Annotated in this window: 12 protein-coding genes; 9 read left to right on the forward strand and 3 right to left on the reverse strand. The window is 36.1% G+C overall.

The features are described 5' to 3' along the window. Positions 1-749: 749 nt before the first annotated feature. Entirely contained in the window at positions 750-1421 is a 672-nt protein-coding gene (locus IGJ23_RS02150) for a CPBP family intramembrane glutamic endopeptidase (RefSeq protein WP_010738437.1), read from the reverse strand. A 238-nt stretch (positions 1422-1659) separates the two neighbouring features. Here IGJ23_RS02150 and groES point away from each other — a divergent pair, with 238 nt between their 5' ends. From groES to IGJ23_RS02165, 3 genes are all read left to right on the forward strand, one after another. Beyond that, on the forward strand, positions 1660-1944 hold the full coding sequence (groES, locus tag IGJ23_RS02155) for a co-chaperone GroES (protein WP_010738436.1): 285 nt from the start codon (positions 1660-1662) through the stop codon (positions 1942-1944). 39 nt (positions 1945-1983) lie between these two features. Further along, positions 1984-3609: a chaperonin GroEL gene (gene groL, locus IGJ23_RS02160; protein WP_010720044.1), complete on the forward strand. Its 1626-nt coding sequence runs from the start codon at positions 1984-1986 to the stop codon at positions 3607-3609. Between the two features lie 589 nt (positions 3610-4198). Then, positions 4199-5473, forward strand: coding sequence for a GHKL domain-containing protein (locus IGJ23_RS02165; protein WP_242697193.1), 1275 nt, complete (start codon positions 4199-4201; stop codon positions 5471-5473). A gap of 17 nt (positions 5474-5490) precedes the next feature. Here the strand turns inward: IGJ23_RS02165 and IGJ23_RS02170 are convergent, their stop codons facing one another. Beyond that, complete coding sequence (locus IGJ23_RS02170) at positions 5491-6234, reverse strand: response regulator (protein WP_207432781.1); 744 nt, start codon at positions 6232-6234, stop codon at positions 5491-5493. A 326-nt stretch (positions 6235-6560) separates the two neighbouring features. Between IGJ23_RS02170 and IGJ23_RS02175 the strand changes: the two genes are divergently transcribed. The 3 genes from IGJ23_RS02175 (at position 6561) to IGJ23_RS02185 (ending at position 10520) form a co-directional block, all read left to right on the forward strand. Next, a complete protein-coding gene (locus tag IGJ23_RS02175) occupies positions 6561-6818 on the forward strand; it encodes a hypothetical protein (RefSeq protein WP_178286815.1) in 258 nt (85 codons plus the stop codon). Then, positions 6811-8970 carry a glycosyl hydrolase family 18 protein gene (locus IGJ23_RS02180; protein ID WP_438774560.1) on the forward strand — a complete coding sequence of 720 codons (2160 nt, stop codon included), beginning with the start codon at positions 6811-6813 and terminating at the stop codon, positions 8968-8970. The genes IGJ23_RS02175 and IGJ23_RS02180 overlap by 8 nt, the downstream gene beginning before the upstream one ends. 95 nt (positions 8971-9065) lie before the next feature. Beyond that, positions 9066-10520: a phosphatidylinositol-specific phospholipase C domain-containing protein gene (locus tag IGJ23_RS02185; RefSeq protein ID WP_178286811.1), complete on the forward strand. Its 1455-nt coding sequence runs from the start codon at positions 9066-9068 to the stop codon at positions 10518-10520. 289 nt (positions 10521-10809) lie between these two features. Here IGJ23_RS02185 and IGJ23_RS02190 read toward each other — a convergent pair whose 3' ends face one another. After that, positions 10810-11559, reverse strand: coding sequence for a MerR family transcriptional regulator (locus tag IGJ23_RS02190; RefSeq protein ID WP_178286809.1), 750 nt, complete (start codon positions 11557-11559; stop codon positions 10810-10812). 116 nt (positions 11560-11675) lie between these two features. Between IGJ23_RS02190 and IGJ23_RS02195 the strand changes: the two genes are divergently transcribed. From IGJ23_RS02195 to IGJ23_RS02205, 3 genes are read left to right on the forward strand one after another with little or no spacing between them, the layout of a single operon-like run. Continuing rightward, on the forward strand, positions 11676-12728 hold the full coding sequence (locus IGJ23_RS02195; protein ID WP_207432798.1) for a DUF3324 domain-containing protein: 1053 nt from the start codon (positions 11676-11678) through the stop codon (positions 12726-12728). 30 nt (positions 12729-12758) lie between these two features. Next, entirely contained in the window at positions 12759-13496 is a 738-nt protein-coding gene (locus tag IGJ23_RS02200; protein WP_438774561.1) for a WxL domain-containing protein, read from the forward strand. Between the two features lie 28 nt (positions 13497-13524). After that, positions 13525-20010 (forward strand): putative mucin/carbohydrate-binding domain-containing protein, encoded by a 6486-nt coding sequence (locus IGJ23_RS02205; protein WP_438774562.1) that lies wholly within the window; start codon positions 13525-13527, stop codon positions 20008-20010.

The raw sequence follows: 20010 nt of genomic DNA on the forward strand, positions 1-20010 counted from the left end.
GAATGACGGCAGTCAATCTGATATAAAGGATATGTCTTTTTTTAAATGATTTTTCTAAGAGATGATGCATTCGTAAGTAGTAATGATTGATAAAATTAATTAAAGTATGTAATGAATTAGCAAGTTCCTCATTTAATAACAAAAACAAAACAATATTAATTGTTTTAAAATCACTTTTGTATTTATCTTTTTATAAATAAAGTGTTTTTTAATCGCATTTTTGTTAGGCTGTTTTTCTCTCATACTGCGTATTTTTGTAAAACGAAAGCAAAGACACTTTAGTTGGAAGAGAAGGGGAACGAGTTGGTTTAGTGCAAAGTTGATAACTCTTGTGGGCGCCCATAAGACGATGTGGTTAAATTTTTCCATGAACCAATCTAATTAAATGTTTATAGTTAGATCTAGATGAACATGATTTTAATAGGATCTGAAAATAATCCAAATGGCAATGACTGCTATTTTCTGTCGTATTTAAAATAAGTGTGCTATTAGAGAAGACCATCAAAGTGTTTTGAGAAGGTTAACAGAGGAAATGGCGAGTGTCACGATAAATGGAAACTGCTAGTAGCTAGCGGATAAAACATAATGAATAGCTCTAAATAAATCTATCTTTTTCATGACTATGAAGGGAAAATTTGTTAAGAGAATGAGCCGGGATCGGAAAGGACACAAAAAAAGACCAGCGACTAAGAGTTGCTGGTCAGTGGATGGTATAAGAAGAGTCTTTTGATAAGGGGTTGTTTAGTAGCTTATGAAGCAGCAATCCAGCCCTTTTGAACGGCGATTTGTACAACTACCACCAATGTATTCATTCCCACATGTGTGATCATCGAGGTCCAGATTCTTCCCGTTGCTTTGTATTGTAGACTAAAGAAAAAACCTAAGAAAAAGTAGATCAGTAAGTGACCATCGTTATGGGCAAAAGCAAACAATAAGGAACTAACAATTGCCCCAATCCAAAAGTTTGTATATTTGCCAACGATACCTAAGATGCTGCGGCGAAAGACGAATTCTTCCATGACTGGACCAGCAACTGTGGTAGCTATTAAAAAGGCTGGAGCTTCAAGAATCATTTGAATAATATTTTGTGTATTCTCAGAAGGAGCGCTGTTACCAAATAAAAGAGTTTCCAACGTTACTGCAAGCGCCTGTAAGATCAAAGCAATGAAAATCCCAACAAACCCATATAAGATGATTTTTGGCGTCGAAGCACTAGGAATGGCTGCTTCTAGTGGTAGTGGTTCATTTTGCTTGAAATAAAAGAAAGCTAAAACAATTGCTCCTAGGATATAGGCAATCGTCGTTGCTGTAATCACGTCAGTAACAGTATGGACGATTCCGATAGAGGAAAGGATCAATGGGGAAAGAAAAATGAGTCCATAGCAAAAGATACTAGCGAAACTATATTTTTTTAATGACATAAAATACCTCCTTAAAGATAGGCAGAAGTAGACTGCAAGAATAGAAATTAATTATAACATAGATCAATTTAGAGGATATTACTAAGGGACTTCTAACGGTTACGGATAAAATTAGTGTACTTTCATTTAAAAAGCTTGCAAAAAAATCAAAGTATGAGTATTATTAAAAATGTAGGTTAGCACTCGATGTGTAAGAGTGCTAACGAATCCAAAAAAAGAGTTATCGGAGGGATTTATCGTGTTAAAACCATTAGGTGATCGCGTCATTATCGAAGTCGCAAAAGAAGAAGAAACAACTGTTGGAGGAATTGTTTTAGCTTCATCCGCTAAAGAAAAACCACAAACAGGAACAGTTGTTGCAGTCGGTGAAGGCCGTTTATTGGAAAACGGAGAAAAAGTTCCTGCTGCTGTAAAAGCGGGCGACCAAGTGATGTTTGAAAAATATGCCGGTACAGAAGTAAAATTTGAAGGAAAAGAATATTTGATCGTTGCAGGAAAAGATATCATGGCGATCGTTGAATAAATAAAAAAGTACGAAAAAAATTTGATGAGGTGAATAGACATGGCAAAAGAATTGAAATTTGCAGAAGATGCACGCGCAGCAATGCTACGTGGAGTTGATAAATTAGCTGATACAGTAAAAGTAACATTAGGTCCAAAAGGTCGTAATGTTGTATTAGAAAAATCATACGGTTCACCATTGATTACTAATGATGGCGTAACGATTGCAAAAGAAATCGAATTGGAAGATCACTTTGAAAACATGGGTGCAAAATTAGTTTCTGAAGTGGCTTCAAAAACCAATGATATTGCAGGTGACGGAACAACAACCGCTACTGTGTTAACCCAAGCAATTGTTCGTGAAGGATTAAAAAACGTAACAGCTGGGGCAAATCCTTTAGGTATTCGTCGTGGGATCGAATTGGCAACAAAAGCAGCAGTTGAAGAATTACACAATATTTCAACAGTCGTAGATTCTAAAGAAGCAATTGCTCAAGTTGCAGCTGTTTCTTCTGGTTCAGAAAAAGTGGGACATTTGATTGCTGATGCAATGGAAAAAGTCGGCAATGACGGCGTTATTACTATTGAAGAATCAAAAGGAATCGAAACCGAATTAGATGTTGTTGAAGGGATGCAATTTGACCGTGGTTACTTGTCACAATACATGGTGACTGACAACGACAAAATGGAAGCTGTTTTAGAAAATCCATACATTTTGATCACAGATAAGAAGATTTCTAATATCCAAGACATCTTGCCTTTATTAGAACAAATCTTACAACAATCTCGTCCGCTATTGATCATCGCTGACGATGTGGATGGAGAAGCTTTACCAACATTAGTCTTGAACAAAATCCGTGGGACATTTAACGTTGTTGCAGTGAAAGCACCTGGTTTCGGTGATCGTCGTAAAGCAATGCTTGAAGATATCGCTATCCTAACAGGCGGAACAGTGATTACGGACGACTTAGGATTAGAATTGAAGGATGCAACAATCGAAAACCTAGGAAATGCTTCAAAAGTTGTGGTAGACAAAGATAACACAACAATCGTTGAAGGCTCTGGTGATAAAACAGCCATTGAAGCACGTGTTCAATTGATCAAAAACCAAATTGCTGAAACAACATCAGATTTTGACCGTGAAAAATTACAAGAACGCTTAGCAAAACTTGCTGGTGGGGTTGCAGTGGTCAAAGTTGGTGCAGCAACTGAAACAGAATTAAAAGAATTGAAATTACGAATTGAAGATGCGTTGAATGCAACTCGTGCAGCCGTTGAAGAAGGTATGGTTTCTGGTGGTGGTACAGCATTAGTGAATGTCATCAGCAAAGTTTCAGCAGTTGAAGCTCAAGGAGACGTTGCAACAGGTGTGAAAATCGTTGTTCGTGCCTTAGAAGAACCAATTCGTCAAATCGCAGAAAATGCGGGATATGAAGGCTCAGTCATCGTTGATAAATTGAAAAATGTTGAATTAGGAACAGGTTTCAATGCTGCAACAGGCGAATGGGTAAATATGGTTGAAGCAGGGATTGTTGATCCAACCAAAGTTACTCGTTCAGCATTACAAAATGCTGCATCTGTTTCAGCTCTATTATTAACAACTGAAGCAGTAGTTGCTGACAAACCAGAACCAGCAGCACCAGCAGCGCCAGCAATGGATCCATCAATGATGGGCGGCATGATGTAGTCATTAAATCCTCATTGTCAAATGATGATTATGATGAGAAATTTTAGAATAATTGGGACAGAAAGAAGTTTTTCTTCTTTCTGTTCTTTTTTTTGGTAGAATCTACCATGATGAATCATGATCCGTCGTTTGATAAGTACCAACTTCCCAACACATGATCTCAGAGAGGGGGGCACAAAGACAATACAGACATTCCTCTGGCGTGTCCTGAAGAGTACTTTTACAAATCAAACAAATTTTCTCTTTCTATTTTTGGTTAAACAATTTTTCTTGAAATAGATAGTTCGGTCTAAAATAATTAAGGTAGCTTTGATAAGCTGATGATAAGATATCTTGAGTTCTCCTATGAATTGGTTAACCAAAATAATTCTAAAGGATTTCAGGTTGTCTTTTCTATCCTTTTAAATCATAAAAAAAGATGTTGATGAATTTCACTCATATCAAAAAGCATAGAGCCTTCTTGAGAGCTGACGATTGTCTCACAGTCTTTATTTAGGTAAATGTCTAGTCAAGTCGTGTTGACTAGGTTCCTACTTCCTACTTTATACTTATATAAAAAATATATATTTATGTGAAGGTGGAACATTGTTTGGAAGATAAAGTGTATGTCGTATTTATATTTTTACAGTATGCTATTTTGGATTTTTATATGGGAAAAATTTTTTTACATAAGAGATACAAGTTATTTTTTCTTTTATCCTTAATCATTTTTTGTTTCCTATCATGGAGATTTATCAATCTCGCTGGATTTTTTATCTTAACTGCAATGGGACTGAATTTATGGCTATTGTTTTATTCTTTTAAAAAAAAGTCTCTCTTCTCATTTGTCTATATACTTGGAGTATATTTTTTCATTCAATTTCATATTACCAGTATTGATACTATATATAGTTTTTTTGCTCAATTAGATAGTGTGAAAAATCCTTTATTTCTATTGATTGGTCTGCAAATACTAATCTTTTTGATTTTTTTGGCTGGGAATTTAATGGTAAAAAAGGTTTATACTAAAAATAAAATTTTCTTATTTCTTCATAGAAGAATACGCATAAAAAAAGTTCTTATTTTATGTGGTATTTTCTTTTTTATTTTAGCGATGTATTTCCAATTCATGTACTCGGTGTTAGATCGTGGAGACTTTTGGCTTGTATTAATTATTTTGTTGTTGAAAGGAGCCCTTATCTTCGGAGGCATTGTCTTTCTGGAGTATTCAGCTGTATGCCATGAAGATTTATTTAATACCATAAATTTTTACGAAGAAAAATTAGAGAGAATCGATGAAATAGAAGGTTTTAAACATGATTACGAAGGAATACTATTCACATTGGCGCTGTTGCTGGAAAAAGGGGACACGGAAGAAGCAATAGAGCAGCTTTTGAAGATTAAAGATTATTCTAAGAATATTATTTTTTCAAAAAATAATATTGGGGGATTAACTAAGGTAAGAAATATGGCAATTAAGAGTGTGCTTTTGATTGAAATCAATAAAGCGATAAGCATGGGAATTAAAGTAGATTTATCTATTGATACAGTGATCGCTGAAGTACCTATAAATAGTTTAGATTTTATTCGATGTCTCAAGATTCTGCTAGATAACGCAATTGAAGCGAGTATAGAGACAGAATCTCCTTATATAAACTTAACTATTAATAAACAATTTGGTATCTATCAAATTTTGGTCAAAAACAACTATGTTAATAGTGCAATATTGAGTGATATAGGGAGGAAAGGGATTACCTCAAAAGAACAGCACTATGGAATTGGATTCAGTAATTTACATCGAATTACTCAAGAATATAAAAATTTTTCCTATACAATTTTAAGAGATAATACTGCTTTTACAGTCACTCTCTTTTTAAAAGAGTAAGAAAAATTTTGTTTTTTTCATAGAAATTGTTTCAGTGACTCTTCTATTTTTTTTATTACCTTATGTCCAAAGTAAATTTCTGATCCGTTTTTAAATATAATGATTCCTAACTTACGATTAAGTGCTTTTATCTGCCGTAAATTTATGATATATGATTTTAAAAATAAAAAATATTTGGGAAATTTGAGTTTTTTTATATCCGAAAAGCTCTCATTGATCAAAAGTTCTTGAGAGGTCGTTTGTAGGTATACCCGAAAACGATCCTCTTTTATTGTTTGTATATAATTTATATGAGAAAAGGCAAATACTTGTCTTTCTTTTTGAACGGATAATATCAGTATTTCTCCGGTGTTTATTTGCAAAGAAAAAAATAGTTTTTTTAATGTAGTATGAATTTTTTTACGTATATCAGATAAGCAGATGCTTTTATGAATGTAGTCAAAAGGAATGATATTGCGAGTAACAATAGCCATACTTTGATCTTCGTAATTGGTGATAAAAATGATCTTACAAAATGAATTGGTATATCTAATCCATTCGGCAATATCGATCCCTGTATATTGATGTCTTAAATCTATATCTATAAAAAAGATGTCAATATCGGTTATATCAAGTAGATGAATTTCTTTAATAAATGAATTGACCGACTTGATAGGTACAACTTCTGCAGAAATGTATGAGCGTTTGATAAAATCGCTGATTGTTTCTACAATAAATTTCTGGTGTAATAACTGATCTTCGATAATGTAAATCCTTTGCATTCTTTTCCTCCAATAAAACTTTCCTATAAAACTAGTAAATGAAGTTTAACAAAGACTAGAATATTTTTACATACTTACGACGTTAAAATAACGCAAAAGGATAAAACTGCTACGTGAAAGAAATGAAAATAAACCATAGATAAGACACAATAAGTTCTAGGAGATTGTTTAAATAAACACTCATTCAATTAGAAGAGAAAAGGGAGGGGTTGTTGAGATAAGACTATATAAAATTAACAAGCTGTAAAAGACAAAAATGTATGTAACTCATTTAAAAGTAAGTTAAGGATTTTAATGATTCTTGTGGGGGAGAAGAGGGGCTTTAAATGTATAAAATAACGAATGATATTTATCTTGAAGATGAAGGTTACGGTGTCCTGATTATTGATTACTTAAAAAGTCCTTTTTTAAAGTATACATTGAAAAATGGACGTCCTGTTTTAAATGAAAAAATCTATTTTGTTCATCCGAGGGCAGATAAAGTTAAAGTCAAAGAACTTAGTAAGCAATCTCCTATGTTTATCCAAGTTTCGAAAGAATTAAACGATCTGATAAAAGAGAAAAGGGGAGGAAAAAATGAATAAAAAACTGGCAAAAAAATTTTTCGCATTATCATTAGTTGGGATTTCTTTATTGAATACACAGTCACTGACTGCTTTTGCTGAAGAGTTACAAAAAAATGATGGTACATTAGTGATGAATGATACGACAAATCATATTGAGGGATTGAATGCTTCTCATATGTGGTCGAATGACGGAGGAAACAGTTGGTCTCAAGGAAGAGAAGGACAATTATTCAGAGGAACCCAAGAAGTACGGGTAGCGGCATTTGATCAAGTTGTTGTGGATAGTTCAGTATGGCAAGTAAAAAGCTATCCAGGAGGAGCAACAGTTATCTATAACGGAAGTGTCTGGCGTAATGCTTATTGGGCAGAGCCTTCAGATAGACCAGGTAGTGCTTCTGTTTGGCAAAAAGTCAAAGACTTGCCAACACCTTTAAATATCTTTAAATTTAATCGATTTACAGGTGAAGAGGCAGAACGATTACAAAAAGAAGAAGCACAAAGAATTCAAAACGAGAAAAAAGTAATTGGTTATTTCTCAAATTGGCATGGGTATAAAACAGACTATGAGCCAGATAAGCCAGACTATAATTATAGTCAAGGAATCATCGATGGAAAAGGATACGATCCAGTAGATGTTCCTTTTGATAAAATTACTCATGTCAATTATGCTTTTATGGTTATTGACCAAAATGGAGAATTGGTTTCAAATGATCCTTGGGCCGACTTCGATGATTCACATGAAGGTGGGGGCAGAAACTACATCAATCAAATCACTCAATTAGCTGAAGAACATGATGTTGCAGCAATGGTTTCTATCGGTGGTTGGACCAACTCGGTAGACGATCATGGATTTGATCATGCTACAGCAACGCCTGAACGTATGGATCGTTTTACTACACAGTTAGTAGACTTTATGCTGAATTATCATTTTGAAGGTATTGATATTGATTGGGAATATCCAGAAAATGATGAACAAAAAGAAAAATTTGTGGCTTTGATTAAACAGCTACGTGAAAAGATGACCGCAGCAGGTAAAGAAAATGACGTCTACTACCAGTTAAGTATTGCAGTGACAGCTAATCATGAAAAAATGGCGTTTATTGCTCCCAAAATTACGAATGAATATGTCGATAACTTCAACGTAATGACTTATGATTACCGAGGTGGGTTTGATGATCAAACCGGACATCAATCTCCACTATATCCAAAAACAAGAGACGATAAAGATCAAAAATTCAATATTTCTGCAACCATGGAAGAGTACCATAAGGTTTACGGGATTCCTAAACATAAATTGATGGTTGGTATGAGTTATTACTCAAGAGGGTTTGCTAATGTTGATTCAGCAGCAATGGCTGTACCAAGTAGAGGAGCAGCCAATGGCGGAAGTTGGGACGATCCTGAACAATTAGCTGGTTTGAAACCTTGGTGGCAATTAAAAGAATTTGAAGCTAAAGCTAAAGATCCAACTGTTGAACACTTGTCTTACCATTGGGACGATGAAGCCGAGGCGCCATTTATCTATGATTCAGAGAAGAAAGAATTATTCACTTATGATAACATCGCAAGTATTTCTAGAAAAGTAAACTATACAATTGATCAAGGTTATGGCGGCGCGATTATTTGGGAATTAGCACATGATACACCAGATACAGCTGAATTAACTACTTTAGTCAAAAATATTCTAAGTGATACTCATGTTGATATTACGGATGAAACAGCCTTTACTACCCAAAGGTTTCATATTGGCGGTCAAAAAGTTCCGTCGAATCCAGAAGTATTTCCAACAGGTTTTTCACGTTTGGTAGTAGAATCACAGAACGGAAAAATTTCATTGGTCAAACACTCTGATTTTAGATTTCAATGGAATGACTGGCAAAATCAGAAATATGTTTCAGTCAAGATTTCTGAACCTAACGGCAAAATACTGTTTGACCAAACTTGGAATGGGAATGAGTCAGTCGTTGGAAATGGACTTCACACGTTTGGGACATTCGCTCAATATGACTTACCTGAAGGAAGTACTGTAGAAATTTATCATGCAGAAGGTCCAAGTTATATGTTTAGAACGAGCTTCGATCAGGAATTGAAAAGAAAACTAGGGAACGATAAAACGACTTATATCTATACGATGAAAAACAATAAATTAGAATTAACAGTTGTTAAGTAGTTAGCTTTATAAATTTATGAAGAAACTGATTATCTATGAATACTTATTTCATGGATAGTCAGTTTGTTACATGTAATAAAGAAAGAGGTTATTTGGTGAAAAAAATTTTTTCAATATTCATGCTATTGTTTGTTTTGGTTTTACCTAAAACAGTAGATGCACATTATCATCCAGCATATTTACGTTCGATTTCAGAATTTCATTCTAGAAATCCCAATTGGATGTCTGAAATACAAGATAATACTAGGCTGTCACAGTTATCTATTCCAGGTACGCACAATACCATGTCTAACGGTCCAGGGGGAGATATCGTTCAAAACCAAGGATTATCATTGAATGAACAATTAGAAGTGGGGATCCGTTTCATTGATATACGTGTAGCTGCAAGACCAAATTTGCTTACGGTTCACCATGGGTTTGTTTTTCTAGCTAGATTTGAAGACGCTTTAAATACATTACGAACATTTCTTCAAAGGAATCCCAGTGAAACGATTTATATGCGGTTAAAACAGGAGCATACTAGCGTCAATGATACGGAGCTGAACCGCTTAGTGAATAGCTATCTTAATAATCCTAATTATAAAAATATGTTTTTCTTAAGCAATAATGCGAATCCTACTTTAGGAGAAACCCGTGGTAAAATTGTAATTTTACGTAATTTTGAAGGATCTTCTTTAGGAATACGCTATCCAGCCAGCTTTGCGATACAAGACAATTATCATCTAAGAACAAATTGGGATCTATACGATAAATGGCTAAGTGTAAAAGAACATTTAAATCAAGCAAATAAAGATAATGGAAACAGGATTTTTATTAACTACTTATCAGGATCAGGAGGATCCTTTCCTTATTTTGTAGCTAGCGGTCATAGCAGTCCGGGAACCCATGCAGGTAGACTTGCCACTGGTATGACTCATCCGGGATGGGCAGGTTCCGTTCCAGATTTTCCCAGAATCGATTGGTTTTTAGGTATCGCAACGATTGCTTTTGAAGGTACAAATATATTGACTTCTGACTATATCAGAAATCAAAAATTAAGACATGTTGGAATTGTTGCTGCTGACTTTCCTGGAGAAGCACTGATTCATAATGTGATCCGACTAAATGAACGTCATATAAATAAACAATCTTTTTCAATTGGCGGAGATGCAAAAGCCTCAAATCCTTCTGGTTTTGCTAGGATTACTGTAGAAGTAAAGGGAAGAAAAATTTTATTAGTAAAGAATTCTGATTATCAATTTCATGGAAGTGGGTGGAACAATCAACGGTATGCGTCTATTAGAGTCAATGACCCTTCTGGGAGAATATTATTTAGCCAAATGTGGAATGGAAACGGTACGGTTATAGGTAATGGTCCTCGAACATATGGAACGTTTGCACAGCAAGTTTTATCTGAGGGAAGTACAATTGAGATTTATCACGCAGAAGGGCCATGGCACAGATTTAGAACGAGTAACGATGGTGAGTTAAAAACAAAACTAGGAAATAATAAATATACGTATGTATATATGCTGAGAAACGAAAAACTAGAATTAATATCCGCAACATAAGTATGAGGCGAAGGATCTGAATGGAAAATCTTAAATAGAACTTTTCTTTTACAATTAGAAAAAGACGAGAAGATGTAAACTTTTTATGGAATAAATCTTGAATCAACAAAAAACATTTATTGATTTTAGTGTTATCTTGAATTTTTTACACTAAAATTTATATGGAAATACAAATAAGCCTTCTGAAACTAGTTTGTTCAACTAGTTCCAGAAGGTATATTTCTGTGTAATAAATTTCAATTTTTAAGTCACTCCCAAGGATTTCGAAAGCTGAAATAATCCCTTCTATTTATAGTTCAGGTAAAAACCAGCATTTATAATAATCAATTGCTTGTCCAGTTTCTGATTTTCCTGAAGCAAGATATTGGGCAATACAAGTAGTATCCACAGGAAAATTTGCTCGTTCTAAGAGAGATTCCAAATTATTCTTTTTATAATTTATATTGTCTACTTCAAGCAGTCCACCAAAAATAATTTTTTGTTTTTGTTTTTCGAATAATAAATGATCACTTAATTTTTCATCTACAATAATTCCCTCTTGATAAGCATGACCACTGTCATTAGAAAAAAATAAGACAAAGTTTGTTGGACTAGTGGAATATTGACTGACATGTTCCATAGAACTAAGACTGAGTTGCTCTACATATGAAAAATTCATTGGAATAGATAGAGATGTCGAGTTTTTTTGTAATTGAATCAGTTCTTCTAAGCTTTGTTTTTTGTGTGCAAGCATTTTTTGTTGTTTTGTTATTTTATTTAGTTCATCCATTAAATCTTGTTCTGACTTTACTAATGCTTCATAAGTGGTTTCGGGCTTTTGATGTAAGATCAATTTTAATTTTTTTATTGGGATGTTTAAATTACGATAGAACACAATGTCTAGTAAATCAAGTAAAGTACGGCTGTCAATAAGTCGATAGTTATTATCATGGTCACGTTTGAAACTTAGTAAGCCTTCACGCTCCCAATAACGAATAGTTGATTTGTTTAATGTGGTTAATTTTAAAATATCTTTGATATGAAATGTTTTTTTATCCATAGTATGCCCTCCCTTTAGAAAATAGTTTAACGGTTAATATCTGAAATGTAAAAAAAAAGTTTTGACTGGGCACTTGGTACATACCTTAGAATAGCTGATGTAAAGGAGGGAGTGAAATGAAAGTACGATTAAATAAAACCACTATAATCATAAAATTAGCTCTTGTAGCCGTTCTTCTTTTAGCAATTGAAAAAATAAATCAAGTTCCAGTTTTTGGAGATTCCAGCGCACCATTTTCAGTTAGGAGTTTGGAAGAAGATGGATCAGTAAATGAACAAGGCTATTACATCTTTGAAGGGAATCCAAATGAAGAAGAAACCGTTACAATCGAAATAATGAATAACAGCAATGAATCAATAAAGATTGGAGTAGAAGCCATTCCTGCTCAAACGAATCAAAATGGGATTACCTCATTCATAAGTAAAGAAAATCTTGATGAAACGCTGGAATTTCCTTTTGACACATTAGTAGAAAATAAAGAAGAAACAATTGAGCTTAATACAGGGGAAACCAAAAAATATACAACAAGAATCAATTATCCAACAAAAAAATGGGGTGGCGAGATTCTTGGAGGGTTCCGATTTTATCAAGAAACAGCGCTTCAAGATCAGCAAGTTACACATCAATTTGCTTATACAGTCGGGGTGTTGATGCGTCAAAAAAATATAGAACTACCTGTTAACGAATTAATCGCTCGGGACGCTAGGATGGGGCAGCGAAATTATAGAAATGTCGTTGAGATAAATTTACAAAATAAACAACCTGTATCGATTCGAACCATGGAAGTTAACGCAAAAGTATACTATCAAGAGGAAAAAGACCCACTCATTCAATATGAAAAAGAAAATTTAAGAATGGCGCCAAATTCGAACTTTGATTTTGGGATACCCACTTTTTCCCAGCTAGTTCGTGCCGGGAATTATCGTGTTGAGTTAATAGTGAAAGCTGATACAGAAACCTATCATTTTGTCGAAAATTTTCATATCAGTTCATCTGCCGCAAATACACTGAATCAAACAGCTCTGGACATCGAATTACCGACACCTTGGTTGACCTACTTGTTGATAGGGGTCGGAATAATCTTGATATGTTTGATTTTGTACTTACTTCTAAAAGATAAATTTAAAGGGGGTGAGGAAAAAGAGAATAATTCAGTGGTAACAAAATAAAATTGACTTTTATTAGAGGGTGAGAAAACAATGAAAAAAACAAACTTACTATTTATGACTAGTTTATTAGGAATCATGACTTTAGGACAAGCGATGAATGTAGCTGCTGTTGATTACGACGGGGCAACTAAAGCAACAACTGAAGGTTCTGTAACAGTTGGTGCACCAGATCCAGACAAACCCGAGGTTGTCGATCCAGAAGATCCAGACAAACCAATCGAGCCGCCAACTCCACCGAATCCTAATCCTGGAGATTTAAAAATCAATTTCGTAGCAGATTTTGATTTTGGAGAGATTGAACATACGAACTTAGCAATTAATCAAAATGCCCAGTTGATTGATGTTCAAGTAGCTGGTCAGACGGAAAAACGAGTACCATTTATTTCAATTGAAGATCGCCGAGGTTTAGCCAGACAAGGGTGGGAATTAAGAGCTTCGCAGCCTAGTCAACTTACTAACGAAGACGGTAAAGAGTTAGATGGAGCAGAGATATCGATTCAAAATATGTATTATGCAAACATTAATAATACACCACAAATCCCTAATTCGAGGGTTGTATTGAATAGTAGTGAACAAGTTATTTCTACAGCAAATGCTACTCAAGGAGCAGGTACTTGGTCATTAGCTTTGGGAAAACCTCATGGTGATAGCTCAACAGATGGCGTCAGCCTTCATATTCCTGCTAATACAATAAAATCAGATAAAACATATTCTACTTCCATTGTTTGGGAACTCGTTGCAGATCCAGGCGCAACACCAACACCTTAGTAGACCACAGAGATAGAGGAGATGACTAATGAAGAAGCTGATTACATTTTTAGGAATAGTGTGCATGCTAAGTCAAGCCATGTCTCCTTCTATATATATGGTGTATGCTGAAAGTTTCTTAGAAGATGAAAGCCCCCAACCTGTTTCAGAATTAGAAGAAACAGAAGACACTACTTCTTTGCCGGAAGATACAGTTGCTTCTGAAAATATTTCTGAAAAAGAAGATAAAGATGATTCTCCTTCTGTATCCGAAAGTGAAGAAAATGCGGATGATTCTGAAAGTAAAAGTGATGAAGAAGCTGGTAGCGCTGAGAAGACAAGTGAAACTGACATAAAAAATGTACTAGAAAATGAAAGTATACTACAAAGTTTCTCTGCTCCGCCTACAGGTGGGCCGGGTCCAGGTGCAGGTAGTTCTCAAGGAGCGCTGCGGCTACGGGACAGTGCAGGTAATGCTTCAGTTTTACCTACTGCGCAGGCTTGGCGGTCTACATGGCTTAATGCTATTAATGCAACGCATTCTATTGGAGACACATGGGATGTGGATTCTTTTCGGCCATTTAGACATGCTATGTTGAATTCTGGAGCATCTGATGAAATTCTTAACGATAGAAGCCGACACATGGGATTTTTGGTAAGGTTAGAGAAAAGAGAGCTGCTTTTCTGGCCGGAGTATACTGCTCCTTTACATTATCAAATTATTGAATTTCCAGATGACGATATTGTGAATGCTTCTACAGGAAATTCGGGTGCAAGATTTACCGTTCGAATTACAGATGAAGTTGCGCCTCATGGCTGGATTGATCTATATGGATACGTTCGAGTGCTATGGCCAAATGGAAATAATAATGCTATCTACATGGGAGCAACACAAGGTTCAGGAGGTGTGTTTTTATATAATCCACAAACACGACAGATAGAATTTAAACGTCATGAAAGAAATTCTTCAACTATGTCATCAAATGCTGGAATGTTCTATACGTTTTCGGTAAGACGACCAGGTGTAGCACAAACAATAGAAAATATCAATCCTATTTTTTCGCTTACTGCTAATGGTGGAGATACAGTAGATACTTTACGTACAAAATATAATTCAGCATCTAAACCAGCGCTTGCATATGGCGATGTAGTCGAGGTATTTCACACACAACCGAATAGAGTAGGCACTCTTTCAAGCGGAAATGTACAAGGATTTGGCTCTGTCGCAGATTCACGTGATGGAAATAGAGGCTATCTTGAACTAACAAATTCAGGTTATCGACAGTTAACTTTTAATAGAGCGACACCACGTCAAGCAACAATAAGTACAAACACAACAAACGCACAATTAGATGCTAGTCTAGCAAATTATTTAGATATGAGTCGTGCTACGGGTTCGCAAATTGAACGATTTGTTACGTATCCTGATCGTTCCAGAACAGGGACAAGTAATGGCGTTATTCGTGTTCGTCAACAGTTATCGACAGGAAACTTTGTCTATAAGGACTACCAAGTACCATTTAATGTGCAAGATGGGATTCAAGCAGATATCACCCATCAGAATCTATTAGTTGGTGAAACATTTGATATTAATAAATCCATATCAAATGTTCGTTACAGGGGCACAACATTAAATAGCAATCAATATACCCTTGATTTTCAATTAGGAACAGTTTTAGATGTGGCTGGTACAAGAGATCTATCGGTGAAAGTAACACATAATACTAGTGGAGAATCTGCTGATTTTAGTGTACCGATAACGCTAAGATGGGGTAACACTATTATGTTCCGTGGTGTTGGTAATCGTGCGGGAGGAGCGCTTGCTTATGTTCCATCAGAGCAACGATTGACGATGACACGTGGAAGTTATGAAACTCTTGCTCCTACACATCCTCTTTTTTCTCATGAATACTTCAATCTCTCTTTGTTGCGTAATTCAGCCAATCGACAGAACTTTGCAGAGTTACCTGAATATTATAAGTTTTCCTCACCAGGTACGTGGAATGCTGAACAAAATAAGCAGAATTTCGGTAGCCGAACCATCAATTACGGGGATATCTTAAAAGTGCATCATGAGGAAGCTGAAGAACGATTAAGGATCTTCAATAATGAAGCAGAAGGTGCCTTGTCACATAGAGACAATATAGCTTACTTGGAATTAACACCGACAGGTTACCGCCAAGTATTGATCGATCGTGTAGCGCCTAAATCAGGGACAATTAGTCGTCGAATGACTGATGGACAATTGGATCAGCAAGTGGCTTCTTATTTAGATTTGAGTAATGCACCAAATGTCGAGGTGGTTGGTTTTACAAGATATCCAGACCGATCAAGTTTAGGACAAACGACAGGGACAATTCAGGTTCAAGAAAAACTAAGTAATGGCAACTATATCCAAATGACCTACGATGTGCCATTTACTGTCCATCAGGGGCTAGAAGCCACTCCTGTGGCTCAATCATTAACGTTAGGTGAATCTCTTAATTTAGAAAAAGCAGTGGGGGAAGTAAAATATAACAATGCTGTTCTAGCAAGAGATGCTTATGAATTCGAGTATGATACTGGCCAAGATCTGGATGTGCCAGGAAGCAGAAACACAACAGTAACAGTCGTTCATAAAGCTTCTGGTGAACGAATCCAAGTGCAAGTTCCTGTAGTAATTACGTGGGGAGAAACCCTTCTGTTTAGAGGGCAGGCAGATCGCTCAGCAGGAGCATTAGCTTATTTACCTGGAGAAAATAAACTTGTAGCTCGTCGTGGAGATTATACTGCGGCAGCACCGATCCATCCTAGTTTTCCAGATATGTATTATTCATTAGAAGTATTAAGAAACACGGATTCAAAACAAGCGCTTAATGAGTTGAAAACAGTTACTGGTTATGAAGCAGCTGGAAATAGAGATGTAAATGAGCATACCCGTGATATTGGAACAATTTCAATTGAACATGGAGATATTTTAAAAGTGTATCACGCAGAAGCACAAGGTCGATTGAGAATCTTTAATAACGAAGCAGAAGGTGCCTTGTCACATAAAGACAACATTGCTTACCTTGAATTAACAGCAACTGGTTACCGCCAAATATTGATCGATCGAGTAACACCTCGTACAGGGACAATTAGTCGTCAAATGACCGATGAACAGTTGGATCAACAAGCTGCTTCTTATTTGAATTTGAGCAACGCACCAAATGTCAAAGTGGTTGGGTTTACGAGTTACCCAGATCGATCAAGCTTAGGGCAAACCACAGGAACAATCCAAGTTCAAGAGAAATTAAGTAATGGCAAGTATGTCCAAATGACTTATGAAGTACCATTTACTGTTCATCAAGGATTGGAAGCCACTACCATAGCACAAGTATTAACACTTGGTGAAACCCTTGATTTAGAAAAAGCAGTGAATGAAGTCAAGTACAATAATACTGTTTTAGCAAGGGATGCTTATGAATTAGAGTATGATCCCGGACAAGATCTTGATGTAGCGGGAAGTAGAAATACAGTAGTAACAGTCGTTCATAGAGCGACAGGAGAACGAATCCAAGTGAACGTACCTGTTACCATTAGATGGGGTAATACCATTATGTTCCGAGGTAGAGGTGATCGTTCAGGAGGAGCGCTTGCTTATGTTCCATCAGAGCAACGATTGACGATGACACGTGGAAGTTATGAAGCGTTGGCTTCTACACATCCTAATTTTCCAAATGAATACTTTAATATCTCTTTATTGCGTAATTCAGCTAATCGTCAAAATTTGACAGAATTACCTGAGTATTATAAGTTCTCCTCCCCAGGTACATGGAATGCTGAACAAAATCGCCAGGGATTCGGTAATCGGACAATTATCTATGGTGATATTCTGAAAGTCTATCATGCAGAAGCACGTACGCGACTCAGAATTTTTAATAATGAAACAGAAGGTGCCTTGTCCCATAGCAATAATATAGCTTACTTGGAATTGACGCCGACCGGTTACCGTCAAGTATTGATCGACCGGGTAACGCCTCGTACAGGGACAATTAGTCGCCGAATGTCTGATGAACAATTGGACCAGCAAGTGGCTTCTTATTTAAATTTAAACAACGCACCAAATGTAGAGGTGATCGGCTTTACGAAATATCCAGACCGATCAAGACCAGGACAAACAACAGGGACAATTCAGGTTCAAGAAAAACTAAGTAATGGTAACTATGTCCAAATGTCCTACGATGTGCCATTTACGGTGACGGCTGGGTTAGAAGCAACTGCCGTTTCACAAGTATTAAACTTAGGTGAAACAATTGATCCAAGCCAAGTAGTCAAAGATGTTAAATATAATGGTCAAGCCTTATCTAACAATGACTTTGAAGTAAAAGTCAGCGAAAACGGAATCATGAATTTAGTTGGCAGTCGTACGATTAACGCGTCCATCACACACAAAGTATCGGCTGAAACTATTGAAGTGGAAATTCCTGTAACTATTCATTGGGGGAATACGCTGATTTTGAAAGGGACAGCTCGTCATGAAAGTTTAGGACTTTCATTAATAAGAGCTGGAAATCAACTACAATTGATCGGAACAAAAGGTTCAGAAGACAGAAATCTTCAGCTTCATACAGGTCTCTTTTTTGACGCCGCTTATTTGAAAATAGGCTTGATTTCAGGACAAAAAAATATAGCACTGGACTTACCAAACTATCAAAGAAACTTTACGTATTATGGACGAGACTATAAGTTTGATATTATAGATGATTTCGGTGTAAATAATGTTCAAGTTGGAGATGTTGTAGAAGTTTATCATCAGGAATCGTTAAGTGCTGGCAGAATGATGAGTTTGTACACCGATAGTGTTGAAGTGGATGTTCACGAAAACAATGGATTCGTCAATCAAACAACCTATTATGAAACCACGAATGATGGATTAAGATTGTTGTTCATTAATCAACTAAGTCCTAAAAACACAACAATCTCCCAAACGATGAGTGACGAACAATTAGATGCAGCAGTAGAAACATATCTTGAATTTGGTAATGCTAAAAACGTTGAAGTAGTCGGGTTTACGAGATACCCAGACCGATCAAGACAAGGTCAAACGCTAGAGACAATCCGAGTTCAAGAAAAACTAAGTAATGGCAACTATATTCAAATGAACTACAATGTACTATTTACTGTTCATCAAGGATTGGAAGCCACTACCATGGCACAAGTATTAACACTTGGTGAAACTCTTGATTTAGAAAAAGCAGTGAATGAAGTCAAGTACAATAATACTGTTTTAGTAAGAGATGCTTATGAATTCGAGTACGAGCCTAGACACGATCTTGATGTACCAGGAAGAAGATATACTATGGTGACAGTCGTGCATAAAGCTTCTGGTGAACGAATTCAAGTGCAGGTTCATCTAACCATTAGGTGGGGAGAAACCCTTCTTTTTAGAGGAGAAGCAGATCGTTCAGCGGGAGCATTAGCCTATTTACCTGGAGAAAATAAGATTGTAGCGCGTCGTGGAGATAATATTGGTGTAGCACCTATCCATCCTGATTTTCCAGAATTGTATTACTCATTGGAAGTACTAAGAAATACAGCTAGCCAGCAGTCGTTGGATGAATTAAGTATTAAAAAGAATTATGAAGCCGCTGGTAGCAGAGGTGTCAATGGGCATGTAAGTGGTATCGGAACGATTTCAATTGAATATGGAGATATTCTAAAAGTGTATCATGCGGAAGCGCAGGAACGGTTAAGAATCTTCAATAACGAGATAGAAGGAGCATTGTCACATAAAGACAATATTGCTTATCTTGAACTAACACCAACCGGTTATCGCCAAGTGTTGATTGATCGAGTAACACCTCGTACAGGGCTGATTAGCCAAAACATGACCGATGAACAATTGGCTCAACAAGCTGCTTCTTATTTAAATCTGAGCAACGCACCAAATGTCGAAGTGGTTGGGTTTACGAGTTACCCAGATCGATCAAGCTTAGGGCAAACCACAGGAACAATCCAAGTTCAAGAGAAATTAAGTAATGGCAAGTATGTCCAAATGGCTTATGAAGTACCATTTACAGTAGAAGGTACGCGTAAGATAACGAATGTCTCCAATTTTGATTTTGGCACCATCAGAAAAAGTAATCGTCGCCAGATAGTTACAGCTTTGAATGAAGAAGATACTCCATTGGGATTACAGTTATCTGACTATATTGGTACAAGCAACTGGTCTCTTCAAGCATATCAAAGTGCTTCATTTCAAAATTCTAATGGAGATGAACTAAGAGGCGTGGAAATTAGGCTTCATAATATTGTCAGCCAAAGTGATCAAGCAGCCAATCTTCATACGCAAAACGAAGTAAATTTAAATACGCAACCTATAGAAATGGCAAACTATTTCGTGAATAGCTCCGTAGGAAGCCAGCCAATTGGTAACACTACTATCTCATTTGGAACGAATCATACACCTGGTGTAGAGATTCAAGTACCGAATTCATTAGAGGCAAACGAAGATACCTATAGGACAACGATCAATTGGGAGCTGGTAGCAGATCCAAGTCAGGGAGTGAACTAA

Origin of the sequence: Enterococcus sp. DIV1682a, from assembly GCF_051711005.1 — a bacterium.
In the GTDB taxonomy this organism is placed as follows: domain Bacteria; phylum Bacillota; class Bacilli; order Lactobacillales; family Enterococcaceae; genus Enterococcus_B; species Enterococcus_B hirae.